This is a genomic window from Nesterenkonia sp. K-15-9-6 (assembly GCF_052656005.1).
Genome location: NZ_JBQYEY010000025.1, coordinates 34,181 through 50,288, shown reverse-complemented (window position 1 = coordinate 50,288; position 16,108 = coordinate 34,181). Strand labels below are relative to the sequence as shown.

10 protein-coding genes and 1 pseudogene are annotated in these 16,108 nt (G+C 67.0%); 5 read left to right on the top strand and 6 right to left on the bottom strand.

The genetic code is table 11. The features are described from left to right. Positions 1-73: 73 nt before the first annotated feature. Positions 74-1,654 carry a hypothetical protein gene (locus SD455_RS13700; protein WP_445508455.1) on the bottom strand — a complete coding sequence of 527 codons (1,581 nt, stop codon included), beginning with the start codon at positions 1,652-1,654 and terminating at the stop codon, positions 74-76. Positions 1,655-1,942: 288 nt separating this feature from the next. Between SD455_RS13700 and SD455_RS13695 the strand changes: the two genes are divergently transcribed. Together SD455_RS13695 and SD455_RS13690 are read left to right on the top strand one after the other, a co-directional pair. Beyond that, positions 1,943-2,248, top strand: coding sequence for a transposase (locus SD455_RS13695; RefSeq protein ID WP_445508454.1), 306 nt, complete (start codon positions 1,943-1,945; stop codon positions 2,246-2,248). After that, positions 2,245-3,099 (top strand): IS3 family transposase, encoded by an 855-nt coding sequence (locus SD455_RS13690; RefSeq protein WP_445508457.1) that lies wholly within the window; start codon positions 2,245-2,247, stop codon positions 3,097-3,099. The genes SD455_RS13695 and SD455_RS13690 overlap by 4 nt, the downstream gene beginning before the upstream one ends. Positions 3,100-3,164: 65 nt before the next feature. On the opposite strand, the pseudogene SD455_RS13685 reads toward SD455_RS13690, so the two are convergent. Next, positions 3,165-3,977, bottom strand: a pseudogene (locus tag SD455_RS13685) (helix-turn-helix domain-containing protein); the annotation flags it as partial. A gap of 896 nt (positions 3,978-4,873) precedes the next feature. On the opposite strand from SD455_RS13685, the gene SD455_RS13680 reads away from it, so the two are divergent. From SD455_RS13680 to SD455_RS13670, 3 genes are all read left to right on the top strand, one after another. Then, positions 4,874-6,223, top strand: coding sequence for a hypothetical protein (locus SD455_RS13680; protein ID WP_445508453.1), 1,350 nt, complete (start codon positions 4,874-4,876; stop codon positions 6,221-6,223). Next, complete coding sequence (locus tag SD455_RS13675; protein WP_445508452.1) at positions 6,201-7,685, top strand: ATP-grasp domain-containing protein; 1,485 nt, start codon at positions 6,201-6,203, stop codon at positions 7,683-7,685. Before SD455_RS13680 ends, SD455_RS13675 begins: the two co-directional genes overlap by 23 nt. Before the next feature lie 100 nt (positions 7,686-7,785). Beyond that, positions 7,786-8,721 (top strand): alpha/beta fold hydrolase, encoded by a 936-nt coding sequence (locus SD455_RS13670; protein ID WP_445508451.1) that lies wholly within the window; start codon positions 7,786-7,788, stop codon positions 8,719-8,721. On the opposite strand, the gene SD455_RS13665 is transcribed toward SD455_RS13670, so the two are convergent. The 4 genes from SD455_RS13665 to SD455_RS13650 form a co-directional block, all read right to left on the bottom strand. After that, positions 8,722-9,777 carry a hypothetical protein gene (locus SD455_RS13665; RefSeq protein ID WP_311026102.1) on the bottom strand — a complete coding sequence of 352 codons (1,056 nt, stop codon included), beginning with the start codon at positions 9,775-9,777 and terminating at the stop codon, positions 8,722-8,724. 88 nt (positions 9,778-9,865) lie between these two features. Beyond that, positions 9,866-12,634, bottom strand: a complete 2,769-nt coding sequence (locus SD455_RS13660; RefSeq protein ID WP_445508450.1) for a glycosyltransferase — start codon at positions 12,632-12,634, stop codon at positions 9,866-9,868. After that, on the bottom strand, positions 12,631-15,336 hold the full coding sequence (locus tag SD455_RS13655) for a glycosyltransferase (protein WP_445508449.1): 2,706 nt from the start codon (positions 15,334-15,336) through the stop codon (positions 12,631-12,633). The genes SD455_RS13660 and SD455_RS13655 overlap by 4 nt, the downstream gene beginning before the upstream one ends. Positions 15,337-15,374: 38 nt before the next feature. Next, on the bottom strand, positions 15,375-15,998 hold the full coding sequence (locus SD455_RS13650) for a hypothetical protein (RefSeq protein WP_445508448.1): 624 nt from the start codon (positions 15,996-15,998) through the stop codon (positions 15,375-15,377). Positions 15,999-16,108: the final 110 nt, after the last annotated feature.

The following is a 16,108-nucleotide window of genomic DNA, read 5'->3' as shown; positions in this document are numbered from 1 at the left end:
GGATAAGACTGCCCGGAACTTCCACGCTGGGCTCTGCCTCGCAGCGACTCTGCAATGGGTTTAGCAACACGCCCTAGCGCGGAGGCTGGCCGCCGAACGCGAATTCAATGGTCAGTGCATATGAAAGGTCCAGCACACCACGGTGATGGGAACCGAGGGGCCGCTTGGCCTGCGTTGCCTCTATGAGTGCTGAATCGCATCGCGACGCGACTTCGTGTCCCATGAAGTCCCGCACTTCAGGGGAAGAAACTGCTCGCTCGGCTTCGCTGAGCCAGGTTTCATATGCGTTGGAGGTCTCTAGGCGAAGCCGCGATGCAAGGAGATCACCGTGGGTGGAGTCGCCAAAGATGCGTCCGGGTGCTGCATCCGTCAATTCTGCACGCGTGACAGATTCCCGCTCTTGTTGGGTTGGTGCCTTGTCAGCCCTGTCGTAGGGAAGGTCTTTGAGGCCCGGGGCTAGAGACTCCATGATGTCGAAATAGAGCTGACGCGCATTCACTCCCTGAGGGCCATCCGTCAGGCTGTCGGTCATCGCGCTATTGAGAGGTGTGAACATCGCCCGACGGTGCGGGTTGTGCCCGAAGTGAAATCGGTTCCTGAATTCACGGTAGTGCAGAATCATGGGTGGTGTATGTGGCCGGTGCTTAGAGAGGTTCCGCATGTCGGCCCGCGCAGTCTCCAGCCACCCTGTGTAGTCTTCTGCTGATAGGCGGCGCTTGTACCGCTTGATTCTGTCGGAGATGCTTGAGTCCTTGAAATGTGGCCTAAAGTTTCCTCCTCCCGCCCCATGCGCCTGGAACTGGGAAGGCGCAGACTTGCGATTATTGAGATACAGAGGGAGATAGACTCCCATCGAGTTGGTCTTCCAGTGTTCTAGGGTCCCGGCCTCGTCCGTGACAGATTGACCTGGGATGCGGGGGCCGTTGAGCTCTAGGCCATAATGTTCCGCAATGGTTGATGCGGCTCGCAGATCTTCTGTTTTGTCTGGCGATGAAGCCAGGCGGAATCGTGCCTGCTCGGTGCTGAACTCGCCAGTGGATAGGAGGAGTGCTAGAACTGTCCGAGAATCAAGCCCTCCGCTGAGGTCTGCCGCAATTGAGATTTTCGGGTCCCTCAGGAGGGTCATGGCGCGGGCGCGCCACACGGAGAGGTACTCGGACAAATGTGCCTCGTAGGACTCAGCAGCGGATGCGGGGGTCTGATGGAGTTTTGGCCCCCTGTCTGTCAGCGTTATACGCGTGAACGAGGGCAGTAGCCGAATTCCCGAGAAGTAAGTTTCGGACGACGTGAGCTGAGAGGTGAAGGCACCGCGTTCACCGAACGGTCGGAGCAGTTCAGGTCGGGCGGAGAGAATGACTCGGTTCCGGCGCAGGTGAGCGACAAGTTCCGTGAGTGAGGACGAGAGTGCCCAGATATCGCCCGCTTCATAGAAGAAGAGACGAGCAAGGCCTCGTGAATCCGTGCCGACTGTCCATCCATCAACGGATTTGCGAGCAAGTATGTAGCAGCCATCGCTGTCAAAGCCCACATGGCCGTGATCGTCCTGACTATATTCATGTGCCCCGTCCTGGCCGATGATGAGGTCAGATCCTTGCCAGCAGTAACCCTGGAACGTGGAATTGGGAACCGGCTGGAACGAAGAGATCAGGAACATGGGCTTTTCTCCGGGATCGAGAGGTAAGAGTCCCTCTGCGGGTCGTGTCTTTCAGCGTGCTCAGGGCCTGACGTCTGAAGCTGGGACTCAAAGACCACCCTACCCTGTAGAAGTTGCACAGTAGGGGGCGCGTGACGCGCTTCAACCGCGTACGTGTGGTGGGCCTGTCCATGTGTTGCGCAGTTTGGAGCCTGAAGCGCCCCGGGTCTGGTAGAGACCGTGGTCCGTCCTGAGTTCCGAGGAGTTTGGATTTCGTGGATTCTGGTGTCCCGAGCATTGGAGTGCCACATGGGACGAAGAGGATATCCCGCTGAGTTTCGACGTAGAGTCCTGGATCTACTCAACGCGGGGCGGAGCGTCGCGAGCATCGCCCACGACCTGCAGATCAGTGACCAGACGATCTATGCCTGGCGCCGACAAGACCGGATCGACCGTGGCGAGATCCCCGGGCTGAGCACTGCGGAGAGCGCTGAGCTACGTGCGGCGAGAAAGCGGATCGCTGAACTGGAGCTGCAGCTGGCCGTAACGACGAAGGCGGTGGAGGTGCTAAAAGCCGAGACCAGCCCAAAAGGCGACGCGCGGCAGTCGAGCTGATCGCCGCGCATGAACTGCCAGTCCAGGTTGCCTGTCGAGTTCTCGGAGTGGCGGAATCTAGCTACTACGCCCAACGCCGCCGAGCCCCTTCCGAGAGAGCGATCCGTCACGAGTGGCTCACCGGTGTCATCGCTGAGGTCCATGCCGCGTCTCACGGGCGCTACGGGGTGCGACGAGTCCACGCTGAGTTCACTATGGGGCGTGGCATCCCGGTCGGTCACCAGCAGATAGAGCTCCTGATGCGCCGGGCCGGACTCAGAGGTTTGACGGGGCGGCGCAAGTGGCGACGGATCCTGCCCGATCAGATCGCCACCGATCTGGTCCAACGCGGGTTCACACGCCAGGAGCCAAACCGGTTGTGGGTCACCGATCTCACCGAGCATCGCACGCGCGAAGGAAAGCTCTTCTGCTGCGTCGTCCTAGACACGTTCTCCCGTCGAGTCGTGGGCTGGTCGATCGATTCCTCCCCAACTGCGGCACTGGCCACCAACGCTCTAGGCATGGCCATCGATACTCGGCTCGGCGCGAGTCCCGCACAGGGCACCATCATTCACTCGGACCAAGGGGTGCAGTTCGGTTCCTGGGCCTTCACCTCCCGGGCCAAGGCCGCTGGACTGCTTCCTTCCATGGGCTCGGTCGGAGACTGCTACGACAACTCCATGATCGAAGCGTTCTGGTCCAGGATGCAGGTCGAACTTCTGGATACCCGTATCTGGAACACGCGCGTGGAACTGGCCAACGCCATCTTCGAGTATCTCGAGATCTGGCACAACCGCCAGCGCCGACATGGCCGGCTTGGGTGGGTCACGCCGATAGAATATGAACGTAATCGGATCATCACCGCGGCATGAGAACCCAAGAAATGATGACGCCACGGAACTCAGGACGGACCAGAGTCTCTACAGAACCCGGGGCGCTTCACAGTGCGGGTGAAGTCCGCAGCCCGGTAGTTGGTCCCGTTGTCGGTGACCACCCGATCCAGTCGGCTGATCCCGTGAGCGGCGAAGAAGGCCCGGGCCCTGGCGAAGAAGCTGATCGTGGTTGCCGCGGTCTCGTCGTCCAGAGCCTCGGTGTAGGCCAGCCGGGAATACCCATCCACCGCTGAGTGCAGGTAGGTATAGCCGACCCGGGCGCCGGGACCGCGCTTGGCCTTCAGCGCCGCGCCAGTACCACGGCCGTGGGCGAACCAGCCGCCTCCATCGGGGATCCGCCCGAGCTTCTTCACGTCCAAGTGGACCATGTGACCGGGCCAGTAGGCGCGGATCCGCCGCGGTGGACGCCGCTGATCCTCACCATCAGGGGCCAGGTCCCGCAGCCGGGAGATCCCCAACCGATGCAGCCACCGGCCCACGGTGCGCAGCGCGATGACCACCGGGGCATGCCACCGGACCTCGGCATCTTCGGTGTCTTCGCTGTCTTCAGTGTCGTAGCCGCCGGTGACCAGGTGTTGCCAGATCCGTCGGGCTGACCATCTACGGTGCCGGCGCAGGTCCTCGATGCGGGTGACGATCTCTGCCGGGGTCTGCCAGGGACTCTGAGCGGGTCGACAGGTCCGGTCTTGGAGGCCTTCTTCGCCTTCAGCGCGGTAGCGGGCGACCCAGGTGGTCACTGTCGGGCGTGAGACCCGGAACTCCGCGGCGACGTGGGCTTTGGGGATCCCGTCGTTCAGGTGGCGGGTGACCATTCGGAGTCGGCCGGTGGGGGTCAGGGGTGCGTTAGCGTGGGTCATGGACGGGCTCTCTGGTGCGGATGGGTTGTGTAGGAACTTCCATCCTGTGGCGGGGAGCCCGTTCCTCCTCTCATCGACGCACCCGTGATAAGAACCTCATGCCCCACAACAGCTAGGGTGGTGTCGAGGTGCTGTCGGTGCTTCGGGTGAAGTCATCGAAGATTCGTACCCAATGGGCTACGGGTTCGTGCTAGAAGTGAGGAGCACCTGGTGGTTGAGTCTGACTGGCCAGTATCGCGATCGGGGTGCCAGCGCGAACCCGGCGTCGCTTCGATGTGGCGCCTGAGGTGCCAAAGCGGTCGGTAAGGTACGCGATTGGGGGCGGCTCTCGTCCCTGATGGCGTTACGACGACTGCCGTATCCGACCCTCGGAGCTGCGGCCCCACCTTTGCGGGCCACCATGGGCGGCGGCGTCCGGCGGCCATTCGCCCTCGGCCCAGCGAATCGAGACGATAGCCTGGGCGTGAGCGAAGTATGGCCGAGTCGGCGAGCGAGCGATCTCCGACGGGCCTTGAGACCTAAAGAGGGTGGCAAGATTGAACGATTCGGCTCGAACATCCATCTCCGAAGAGAAACGGTGGCCCCGGAAGACTGACGTGGAGCCGTACGGGGAGGGTTTTGAGCATCTTCGCTTCAGCCGCGGATACCTCTTCACAGTTGGCCGACGTGTGCTGCCTTGGAACAGCCACTGGCTGGCCACAAGTTTCGCCGATGGCACGTTCCACTGGGATCCCCGATCTGAACTGGCCGTGGCTCGTGAAGGTGACAAGGAGGTTCTTGTCTGTGGCCACGTACTCCACACTGGGTACTGCACAACCGATATTGCCGAAGTGGCGCGACGTCTCCTTGCGGCCCTGAGTATCGACCGCCGAAGGTTCTTGGACGATCTCGAGGACATGTTTGGTCAGTACGTGGTGCTGGACCGTGACGGTGACACAATTAAGGCCCAGACCGATGGCGCTGGCTCGCGAGCTTTGTTCCACGACGCCCGTGCGCGCCTGTTCGGGTCCCACATCAATTTGGTGGGTATGGCGGCCGGGGCCAGAAGCAGCCGGATCGCGAAGTGGATCGGCGACATCCAATCCTTCGACATGCCCGGACGCGCCACGGAGTACGAGGACATCTGGTTCCTCATGCCCAACACTGAGGTCACGGTCGGCACCGGTCAGATCACCCGTGTGGGCCCCCGACCCTATGACCCGCTGACGGTCGAGCAGGCGGTGGACGCGATACTGCCCCAGCTGGAGATCCAGCGGGACCTGCTCCTGGCGCGGGACCGGCAGATCCTGCTCTCGATGAGCGCCGGGGTGGACACCCGCACCTCGCTGGCCGCATTCTCAGGCCACTATGAGGCATTGAAGACGTTCACCTATTCCAAGGAGAAGCAGAGGGGAAACGCCACCGCGCGTATGTTGTCGCGTGACGGCCAGCTGGCCGAGCGCATCGCCGCACGCTACGAGTTGGACCACACGGTCTTCCACCTCGACGAGGAGGAGTCCGCCCCACCAGCCTTCCGGGACGTGCTGGCCGAGGCCAGTCCGCGGGCCCACATGCGTAAGCTCGCCTGGGTGTACCACCGGAAGCTCTCCCACGACGCCCTCCACCTCCGCTCCCAGGTCAACGGCATCGGCAAGTGGCACTACGGGCATCTCATGCATCACGCGGAGGACCATAACCTCAGCGCCGAGCGGATGGCGACGCTCACCAAGCACGGCCGCGCCCTCCGCAAGGCCAAGAAGCCCCGTTCCGCCTTCCGTCCGGCCATTGAGGCGTTCCAGGAGTACATCGACTCCACCCAGCTGCGCAGCGTGCCCAACGGCTACCTGCTCAGCGACATCTTCCAGTGGGAGCACCGCACCGCCTACTGGGGGCTCGCCCATCTGGTGGAGTCGGACTTCACGTTCGACACCTACAGCCTGTACGGCTCCCGGCGTATGATCCAGCTGATGCTCCAGGTCCCCGAGTCGGTCCGGGCCCAGAAGGGGCTCTTCCGCGCCATCATCGAACGCAGTGAGCCGCAACTGGTCAAGTTCTATGTCAACGGGAAGAAGTGGCGCGCACCGGACCGCAGCATCCCGGTGGCGGAGTTCCAGCGCGGCGAGAAGACCTACAGCCACAAGACGGAGCTCCAGAAGGAGAACGCCTCCCTGAAGAAGCAGCTGGAGCAGGCCCAGGCCGAGCTCGACGAGCTGCGGGCGGCGGGCGGAGCCCAGGACGGCGGCGATGACGACGGCACCGCACAGTGACAACGGCCCCCAGGTCCAGACCGACCGGGAAGGAGAGGCCGCCGAGATTCCGCACCCGCGGCACTTCTCCCCGGAAGTGATGCGCGAGGCAGCAGGCTTCAAACTCTCCAGCTATTCGATCGCCCTGGAGGCGTGGCGGCGGGGACTCACCGTGCGTGCCCTGGATGGAAGCCTGAGACGCTTCCGCGTCTCCGACGGAGAACGGACCGTGCGGTTCGACAAATCACGCCCCTCGCTGACCGCGCGTGAGGCGATCCTCATCGAACAGGACAAGTCCCGGACGAACCGGTGCCTCTCCCGCGCGGGCGTCGCCACGCCCGATTCGGTGACTGTGGATCTCACGGTGGAGACGGACGAGGACGTCGTCGCACGTGCCGAGGCCAAAGGCTACCCGGTGGTGGCGAAGCCCAGCCGCGGCAGCATGGGCCGCGGCGTGTTCACCGGAATCGGCGATGCTGACACGCTGCGTCTGTACCTCGGTGTGCTGCGTGAGGAGCTGCGGGTCGACTCCATGATCCTGGAACGGCACATCCCCGGGGAGGACTACCGGGTGCTGGTGGTGGGAGATCGTGCTGTCGCCGCCTGCTATCGCGTGCCCGCCAACGTCATCGGCGACGGGACACGCACCATCGATGAGCTCATCGACCAGAAGAACCGGCTGCGAGCCGAGAATCCGTACCTCAAGCCCATCATCCGGGATGCGGAGATCGAAGCGCACATCCGCGATGCTGGACACACCCGGACGAGCGTGCTGCCGGAGGGCGACCAGCTCCTGCTGCGCGGCAAGGCCAATGCCAGTGCCGGCGGGGACACCTTCGACGTCACCGACCAGCTGCCGCGCCGTCTGGGGGACCTCGCGGTGCGGGCGGCCCAGGCCGTCCCAGGACTGGCCCTGGCAGGAGTGGACCTGCGGTGGACCCCCGTGGCAGGCGACGACGAGGGCGACGTCGCCGTCATCGAGCTCAACTCGCGCCCGGAGATCGAGCTCAACATGTACCCCTGGGAGGGCACCGGGCGGGACGTGCCACGGGAGATCATCGACGCCGTGTTCCCCGACTCCCAGCCTCCAGGGGCGGCGGACGCGCAGCTCCACTGGCCGTTGCGTCCCGTGCTGGACCTGATCGGCGACGGTGTGGCCTCCGAGGTCGAGATCGCGCCGGTGCCTGCCCACCGTTTCGCCCATCGCCGGCGCTTCCGGCTGACCGGCGGGATCACGGTCACCTCCCGGCAGCGGTCCCGGCTGGTCTACGGGGTGAAGAAGCTCGGTGTCGCAGGCTCCCTGACCGCCCGGACCACGGCCGACGGCGAGACGGAGACCGAGATGATCGTCTGCGGTCCGCGCTGGGCGGTGCGGTCCTTCACCGCGCATGCGGGAAAGGCCCTCGGGGTGGACTGGGGGAGCGGGGAGCCATGGAAGGGTCCGGTCACTCCGGGATTCGACCTGCCGTCCCCGACCCCGTGATGAGGCCGAGGGTCCGGTGCCGCCGGTTCAGCAGTGATGTGGGCCACCAGCGGCTAGGATCGACGGGAAGCCCTGCGGACGTGTCAGTTAAGGAGCTGAGATGGCGCTCGAAGAGTTCGACTTCCCCTCCCACAACGGCCGGGACCGTATCCACGCGTGGATCTACACCCCCGTCGTCCCACCACGCGGAATCGTCCAGGTGATCCACGGCCTCGGTGAGCACTCCCGCCGCTACCTGCGGCTCATCACGCGCCTCCTCGACGAGGGCTTCATCGTCGCCGCAGACGACCACGCCGGCCATGGCAAGACTGCCATGGAGTCCGGGGTGTGGGCCGACACGGGACCGGAAGGCGCCGAAGCCGTGGTCGCCGACGAGGCCGCGCTCCGCAGGACCGTCACGGCCCAGCACCCGGACCTGCCCTACTTCGTCTTCGGCCACAGCTGGGGTTCGATCATCGCCCGCATGCTGACCGCGCGGGACCCTGAGGGGATCTCCGGACTGCTGCTCGGCGGGATCGCCGCCCAGGTGCGTTCGATGGACACCCTGGACCTCGCCGCCGTGGAGGCCGCGATCGCAGACAGCGACGGTTCCCGCCCCGCAGAGGAGTTCCTGCCCGCCCTGTTCGACGGGTTCCTCGCGCGGTACGAGGACGTCCAGGGGCCCACGGACTGGGTGGCGCTGGACCGCCATGTGGTGAGCGACCACGCGCAGGACCCGCTGAACAGATTCGGCGAGCCGCTCTCTCTGCGTTTCCTGCATGACTTCGTCTCGCTGTACCGGGAGTCGAACGACCCCCAGACCCTCTCCAGGATCCCGACCGACGTGCCGGTCCTGATCCTCGCCGGCGATCAGGACCCCGTCACCAACTACGGCGAGGGCGCCTACCATGTGGCCAACGCGCTTGCTGAGTCCGGGAACCGGAAGGTCCGCACCCGCGTCTACAGCGGCTACCGCCACGAGGTGCACAACGAACCGCCCATCCGTGACGACGTCGCGGGCGAGATCCTCTCGTTCCTGGAGACCGCCCTGAGGTGATCAGCCTCCGGCCGGGGCGGGTGCGCCGATCCGCTCCATGGCGTCCAGGATTCTGGCGGTGACTTCGCGTCCGGTCCCGTAGGCGGGCCACTGATTCATCGACAGGTTCGCCCGGGAGTTCAGCTCCGTGATGTAGGCGCCCTCGCCGCTGCGCACATCGGGCACCATGAGGTCCAGGCCGACGGCGTGCAGCCCGGGGATCGCCGCGGCCGTCTCCACCGAGAGCCGCGCCAGGTCCTCATGCAGCTCCTCGGTGACGTCCACATTGATGCCGCCGGTCCCCAGGTAGGGTTCCGCGTTGAGCAGCACCACCTGGCCCTGGGCGGGGCTGTCCTGCTTCTCCAGACCTTGGGCGGCCAGCACCGCATCATCGACCATGAGCTTCTTCGACCGCAGGTAGGCGTGCGAGGAGCGCATGGTGGTCAGCTCCTCGACCAGCCCGGACACGCTGGTGGTCCCATCGCCCACCACATGGGCGGGCACCCGCACGGCGGCGCCGATCAGCTCTCCTTCGACCACGTAGGTGCGCAGGTCGATGCCTTCCACGTGGTCCTCCAGGATCAGGCGGCCGTTGGCGGTCTCCCGGCGTGCTTGGGCCCAGGCGGAGCGCATCTGCTCCTCGGTGGTGATGTTCGTGGTCACCCCGCGGCCGGCGTTGCCGTCCGAGGGTTTGAGCACCAGGGGGCGGAAGTCCACGCTCCTGAGATGCTCGAGCGCGGCCGGCAGCTGCCGGACCGTGAGGAACACCCCCTGGGGGATCGGGGCCCCTGCCTGGTCCAGGGCGACCTTGGTCAGTGTCTTGGACAGGCACACCCGCTCGGCCAGGCCGCCGGTCAGGGAGGGGGCGAAGCGGTTGAGCCCACCCACCAGGGTGCCGTCCCGGAAGAACATAGCGGTCTTGCCGTGCTCAATGACTTCCATGCCGCGGGTTCGGGCGCCGGCCATGATGCCGCCCCGGTGGCCGGGCCACTCGGCGTAGGTGTTCATCTCCCGGTACCGGGGGGCGATGTGCCGCTCGATGAAGCGGCGGTGCGGGGCCAGGTGAGCGATCGTCACAGGGGTCTCCTCATAGCGGCTCCGGGTGTCCTCTCAGCCCTGGAGCGTGGGTCGAAGGTCAGGTCGAAGGTCGGGGTCGACGCAGGGGTCAGTCGTTCTCCACGGCGGTGCGCAGGTCGGTCAGGAACTGGTCGATCTCCGGCCTGGTCCACGGGCCGTCCTCATAGAGGGCCAGGATCTCGGCGATGTGCTCGGCCGCCTCCCGCCACTGCTCGGAGGAGACCAGGCCGAGCTTCTTGAGGTACCAGTTGACCACGTAGCCCTCCAGGCGGGTCCGCCGGTAGTCCTCCAGCAGTCCCTGCTCACGCAGCCAGGCCACGCGGTCCCGCTCCAGAGGCAGGTACTTCGCGAAGTACCGGGGAGAGATGGCATTGACCGCTGACCCGGAGACCTCGCTGTAGTAGGCGTTGACGTCGACGTCCACCGTGCGGATCCGCCGGGCGTGATGCAGCATCTGCTGGGACAGGTAGTTGTCCTGGCCCAGCGCACCCAGCGGCATCTGCAGGTCCAGCGGCTGCAGCCAGGAGGTGCGGATCACCGCCGCATGGATGCGCAGGGAGCGGAATCCCCACCGGGCCAGCGAATCCTTCGGCAGCACCAGGGTGCCGGCGGCGTCGGGAGGCGGGGTGTCGTCAGCGGACTCGCCGAACACCTCCTGGAGCTCCTGGTGATGGTCGATGCGCAGTCTCCGGGTGGACCAGCGCAGCACGTTGCCCATCGCCAGGTCCGCCTCCGGGTGGGCATCGAGCTCCTCCACCAGTCGGGCCAGACCCCCGCAGACCATCTCGTCGTCGGGATCCAGATAGGCCACGTACTCGGTGGCCGTCAGCTGGATGCCCAGGTTCCGCGGTCGGGAGGCCGAGCCGGAGCCCCCCGGCGCGAAGTGATACGCGGTCACGTTCGGGTGCTCCGCTGCCAGCTCGTCCACCGTGGTGGCGGTGACCGCATCGGTGGAGCCGTCGTCGATCAGCAGCACCTGCATCTCGGAGAACAGCGCGGATCGTCGCAGGGAGGCGAAGCCCTTGTGCCGCAGATGGGAGCCGTTGTTGTACACCGGCACGATGACGGTGAGCCGCAGCCCCAGCTGCTCGGCGCGACGCCGGACCTCGACGGCGACGGCCGCCGCGTCGTCGTCACGATCCCGGGGCGCGGCGCTGCGGGCGAGCACCCCGTCAGCGGGCCCGTGCTCGCCATGGTCGATCGCGTAGACGGCGAACTCCCGGCGCGCGGCGCGCAGCCGCTCCCGGTTCGCCAGAAGCGCCGGCTCCGGCCGCCACCAGGCGGTCAGCTCCAGGGGCGCGGCGTCGCCGTCGAGACGTCGATGCGCCCACCGGTCGGCGGACTCCGCCGGGCCCTCGAGCTTCGTGGTCACCGGTGCCGACTGGTAGGCGAAGGCGGCCAGATGGTCGGCCGCATACTCCGGCCCGTAGGCCCGCTCGGGGGAGACCGGAAGCAGCACCTCGACCGTCCCGGCCCGTGCAGGGGCCTGCTCCCAGGTCACCAGCTCCACCGGACCGATGCTCTGCCGGTGCAGCTGGTGGGACAGCTCGGGAGTGATCCGGTCGGCGACGGCCAGCACCCTGGGCTCGGCGGGGCGCGCCGTGCCGGCGTCCACCCCGGCGACGCTGGCCAGATCATGGAGCCGGTCCACCACGTGGTCATGCAGGAACACCGTGCGCAGCCCGGCGGCCTGGATGCGCCGCAGCTCCTCCAGCGGCAGGGTCTCCAGGTGGGCGGCCACATCCTCGGCGGACTGCGCCAGATGCACGTGGGGATAGGCCGAGTTGAGCCCCTGGTTGTACGTGGAGAGCACCGCGGTGCCGCAGGCCTGCAGGGTCAGAGCGGTCGGGGAGCACGCCGTCTGGGAGGCCACGGTGGAGTTCAGGGCGATGGCCGCATCCGCGGCCCGCTGCAGGGCGATCAGCTTCTTCGGCCCCAGCCGGGAGGCAAGATAGGGGGTGAACCCACGCGGGTAAGAGAACCGGTCGTCGCGGGTCGCCGCCTGAGACCGCGGATCGAGCAGCACCAGACGGCGGCCGGCACGGATCACCCCGTCCAACAGGGCGGCGGCATACTCACGGCGCTGGGGGAAGAGCTTCGCATGCCAGGTGCCCGCATAGGTGACCAGCTCGGCCGAGGCCGGACGGGTGCCGAGCGGAGAATGCAGCAGCGGATTCACCGCAGGACGCATCACCTCCACCGTCCTAGCCCGCGGGCAGTCCGCGGCGTAGCGCTCCACCAGCTCCTCGGCGACGGTCAGCACATGGTCGGCCTGCTGGGCGACGTCCACCCAGTCGTCATAGAACCGGGTCTCCTGGGTCCCCCAGAACACCACGGGGATCCCAGCCTCACGGAAGGCCGGCATGATGGCACCGGTGATCCGACGGCGCACATACGTGCCGGGATCGCCAGCGCCCTTCCACGCATCCCGTCGCCCCTCCTGCACGGGGGCCACCAGCAGCAGGTCCGGGCGCTCCTGGATCGCGGCGTCGAGTGCGCCCCGCCAGGCGGTGGGCGCCAGATGGACCAGCTCCGCCGCTCCTTCCAGCGTATGGACCAGGTGCCGCTCGGCGATCAGCGCGATGCGCAGCCCGGTGCGCGGCCGACTGATGCCCTCCTCACCCTCGGGCAGCGCGGCCAGCACCGGCCGCAGCTGCCGCAGCAGCTGGTCCGCGCCCGCCGCCCCGTGGGCGAAAGGGGTCGACCGGTGCGGCCCGGCCAGGTCGGCGTCGAGCAGGTACTCCTCGGCGGTGAGCCGGCCGGCGTGGACCTGGTCCAGCTGAGAGGAGGCGAGCTCCAGCTGACGCAGCCGGGAGGACAGCTCCGCCGTCGGGGTCGCAGGAACGTCCAGGCTCATCGGGCGATCTCCTTCACATGCTCCTCATCCGACTGCAGGAAGCGGCGGATGTCCGGGTCCTGCCAGTCATGGTCGCCATAGAGCGCGGCCAGCTCACGGACGACGGCGGCCGCCTCCTCGCGCTGGTCCGCCGGGACCTGGTCCAGCTTGCCCAGATACCAGGAACGGAAGAACGGCTCTAGGCGGGTGTCCCGGTAGTCCTGCATCAGGCCGGTCTCCTGCAGCCAGGCGGTCCGGTCCTTCTCCAGGATCAGGTACTTGCGGAAATAGCGCGGCGAGACCACGTTCACAATGGAGGTGTCCACCGCACCGTAGTAGGTGTACACCGCCTTGGGCACCGTCAGGATGGCCGTCGAGTAGTAGAGCATCTGCTGGAAGAAGTAGGTGTCCTGGCCGGTGGCGCCGACCGGCTGCGCCAGGCCCAGTGACTGCAGCCAGGAGGTGCGGGCCACCACGGCCTCGATGGAGACCGGCACGAAGCCCAGCTCTCGCAGGGAGGATCGGGTGGGCCGCAGCAGCCCGTCACGCTCCTCGATGTGGCGCTCCATGTGGCTCACATAGTGCATGTGCTTGCGGCCGCTGCGCCACCGGATCATGTCCCCGACCGCGAACTCCGCCTCCGGCTGCTCCTCGAGCGCCTCCATGAGCACCGAGTATCCGTCCCGGTACTCCTCGTCATCCGGGTCCAGATAGGTGACGAACTCGGTGAAGCTCAGGGCCAGGCCGGTGTTCCGTGGCCGGGAGGCCGAGCCGGAGCCGCCCGGTGCGTGATGGAACGCGGTGACGTTGGGCCAGGCGGCGGCCAGCTCGTCCACCGTGTCCACCGTGTGCATGTCGGTGGAGCCGTCGTTGACCAGCAGGACGTGCATCGTCTCGAAGCTCCGGCTGCGCCGCAGCGACTGGAACGCCTTGTGCCGCAGATGGTCGGCGTTGTTGTAGATCGGCACCACCACGGCCAGCTTCAGGTCCAGCTCCTCCACCAGGGCCTGGCACTCGGCGGCCTTCTGCTCGAGATCATCGCCGCGGTACAGCGGCTCCTCCTTGGCCACCGGGGCGGAGACGGTGATTGCGTCCTCGGCGGACCGGTGCCCCAGGTGGTCGATGGCATAGATCTCCGCGGTCTCCGCGTGGCGCCGCAGCGCCTCAGGGGAGGCCAGCTGCTCGGCGGCCGGCCGCCACCAGGAGGACAGCGACAGGTCCGGCAGGTCCGCGGAACCCCGGTGGCGCCGGTGCGCCAGGCGGTCGGTCTGCTCGGCGTCGCCGGCGAGCTTGTGGCTGGCAGCCGTCGCGCTGTAGGCGTAGGAGGCGGCGTGGTCGGCCACATAGGTGGGGGAGTAGCGCCGGTACGGCGAGACCGGCAGCAGGATGTCGAAGTCCCCTCGCCGCTGCGGCAGCTGGTCCCAGGCGACGAGCTCCACCGCCGAATGCGTCTGATGCTGCAGGTCTCGGGCCAGCTGCGGCGTCGGGTCCTCGGCCACGGCGAGGACCACCTCATGGTCCTGCGGCTCCGGCACCCCGGCCACCCGGCAGATGGCAGCCAGCCGGTTCACGCCGTGGTCGTCGCTGAAGACCTTCCGGATGCCGTCTCCCTGGATGCGCCGCAGCTCCTCCAGGGTGAGTGACTCCAGCATCGCGGCCACATCCCGGGTGGAGTTGGCGATGTGGACCTGCGGGTAGTAGGAGTTCACGCCCTGGTTGTAGCTGGAGATCACCATGGTGCCGGTGGCCTGCAGCTCCAGCACCCGGTTGGCGAACATCGTCTGGGAGGCCACCACCGAGTTCAGGTTCACCGCGATGTCCGTGCCGCGCTGCAGCAGCATCAGATCCTCGCGGTCCCGGGCCGGGGCGATGTAGGGGGCGTAGCCGGTGGGGAACGCGTAGCGAGGATCGCCCAGGAACAGGTCCGAGTTACGGTCGAAGATCACCAGCGGCCGGTCTGACAGGGCGATGCCGCTCAGGGCCCACATGCCGTAGCGGCTGCGCTGCGGGTACTTCTCCGGGAGCCAGGACCCGGCGAAGTGGACCAGGTCGCTCACGGCCGGGCGGGATCCGATGGGCGAGTGCACCAGGGGATTCACCGCGAAGGGCAGCACGTCGATGCTCTGCGCCTGCGGGCAGTCCCGCTCATAGTGCGGGATCATCTCCGCGGCCGTGGTGAAGATGTGGTCGGCGGCCTGGGCCAGCCCCACGAAGGAGGAGTAGTTCGGCGGGTCCTCCTTGCCGTAGAACACCACCGGGATCCCCCGCCGACGGTACGCCGGCATGATCTCTTCGACCGTCAGCCGGCGACGGTTCGACTCCGGATTCGACAGGCCCCGCCAGGAGCGTTCGTTGAGCCCGCGCCAGGTGGCCGCGACCAGGAGGATGTCCGGGAGCCGCTCCTGCTGCAGCGGCTCCTCCCAATTCCGGGGAGTGACCGGCACCAGATCAGCCAGGCCCTCGAAGGACTCGAAGAGGAACTTGTCAGAGATGATCGCGATGCGCAGTCCCGTGTGGGGCCGCGAGATGCCCATCTCACCGGCGGGCAGCTGACGCAGCTGCGGCAGCAGAGACTCGAAGAGCTCGCGGGCGTCCCGGACGTCATGGACGAACGGGGTGGAGACCGGTGCGGTCACCTCCGCCGAGGAGGCGGGCTCGAGCAGCGAAGTGCGTGAGCGCAGCCCAGCGCTGACCTCCTCGAACTGCTGGAGACGGCGTCGCACCTGTCCGAGTCGGAACCTGACCGAGTGCGGCGCCCCGCTCACTGGCCCGCATCCGTCCGGGGGCCGGACTGGCGCACGCGCCGCAGCACGGGTTCCGGAGTGACGGTCCGCACCGCACGCTTCACCGAACGCTGCACCGCCCCCCGGGCCTGCTCGGCCCGGACCAGACGGTCCACCGAGCGGTCCACCTTCTTCAGGGATGTGCTCAGTGCGGCGAGCGGCTTCTCCAGGGCGGTCAGCCGCTTCTCCAACGACCCCAGCCGCTGCTCGACGCCGTCGAGACGCCGCTCCAGCTCCTGGAACCGCTTCGGGAAGCCGGACGGGACGCGCTGGGCGTAGTTCCCGGCCCTGCGGATCTCCTTGCGCAGCGTGTTCTCCGCCTGGCCCAGCCGCTCGTCGGAGACGGCCGGCGAGCTGGCGATCTTCGAGGCCAGGTTCTTCAGCACCCGCTGGGTCTCGTTCCGGTTGAACGTGTCCAGCTGCTGATACGTCCACTGCAGCTCGCGCAGCAGGGCCCGCTGCTGATCGAGCAGCGCCTCGACCACCTCCGGCATGGGCTCCTCGGCAGACGCCGACTGGGCGGCGCTCACCTCATCTGCGGTGGTCTCCGTCGTCCCCTCGAGGATCGTCGCCTCATGGTCCGTTGCTGCCCCTGCACTCACGCGTGACTCCTTGTCCGTCCAGTCATCAAAGGTGTGCTGTGTTCTGTGCATGCCGTGATCAGCGCATGCTCTGCCCCGGAAGCCTCCCCCAGCTTCCGTGCCACTCAGTC

What these genes read in the sequence shown, in the direction of transcription:
- SD455_RS13700 (WP_445508455.1), bottom strand. Translation starts at nt 1,654, where the DNA reads ATGTTCCTGATCTCTTCGTTCCAGCCGGTTCCCAATTCCACGTTCCAG.
- SD455_RS13695 (WP_445508454.1), top strand. Translation starts at nt 1,943, where the DNA reads ATGGGACGAAGAGGATATCCCGCTGAGTTTCGACGTAGAGTCCTGGAT.
- SD455_RS13680 (WP_445508453.1), top strand. Translation starts at nt 4,874, where the DNA reads ATGTTTGGTCAGTACGTGGTGCTGGACCGTGACGGTGACACAATTAAG.
- SD455_RS13675 (WP_445508452.1), top strand. Translation starts at nt 6,201, where the DNA reads ATGACGACGGCACCGCACAGTGACAACGGCCCCCAGGTCCAGACCGAC.
- SD455_RS13670 (WP_445508451.1), top strand. Translation starts at nt 7,786, where the DNA reads ATGGCGCTCGAAGAGTTCGACTTCCCCTCCCACAACGGCCGGGACCGT.
- SD455_RS13660 (WP_445508450.1), bottom strand. Translation starts at nt 12,634, where the DNA reads ATGAGCCTGGACGTTCCTGCGACCCCGACGGCGGAGCTGTCCTCCCGG.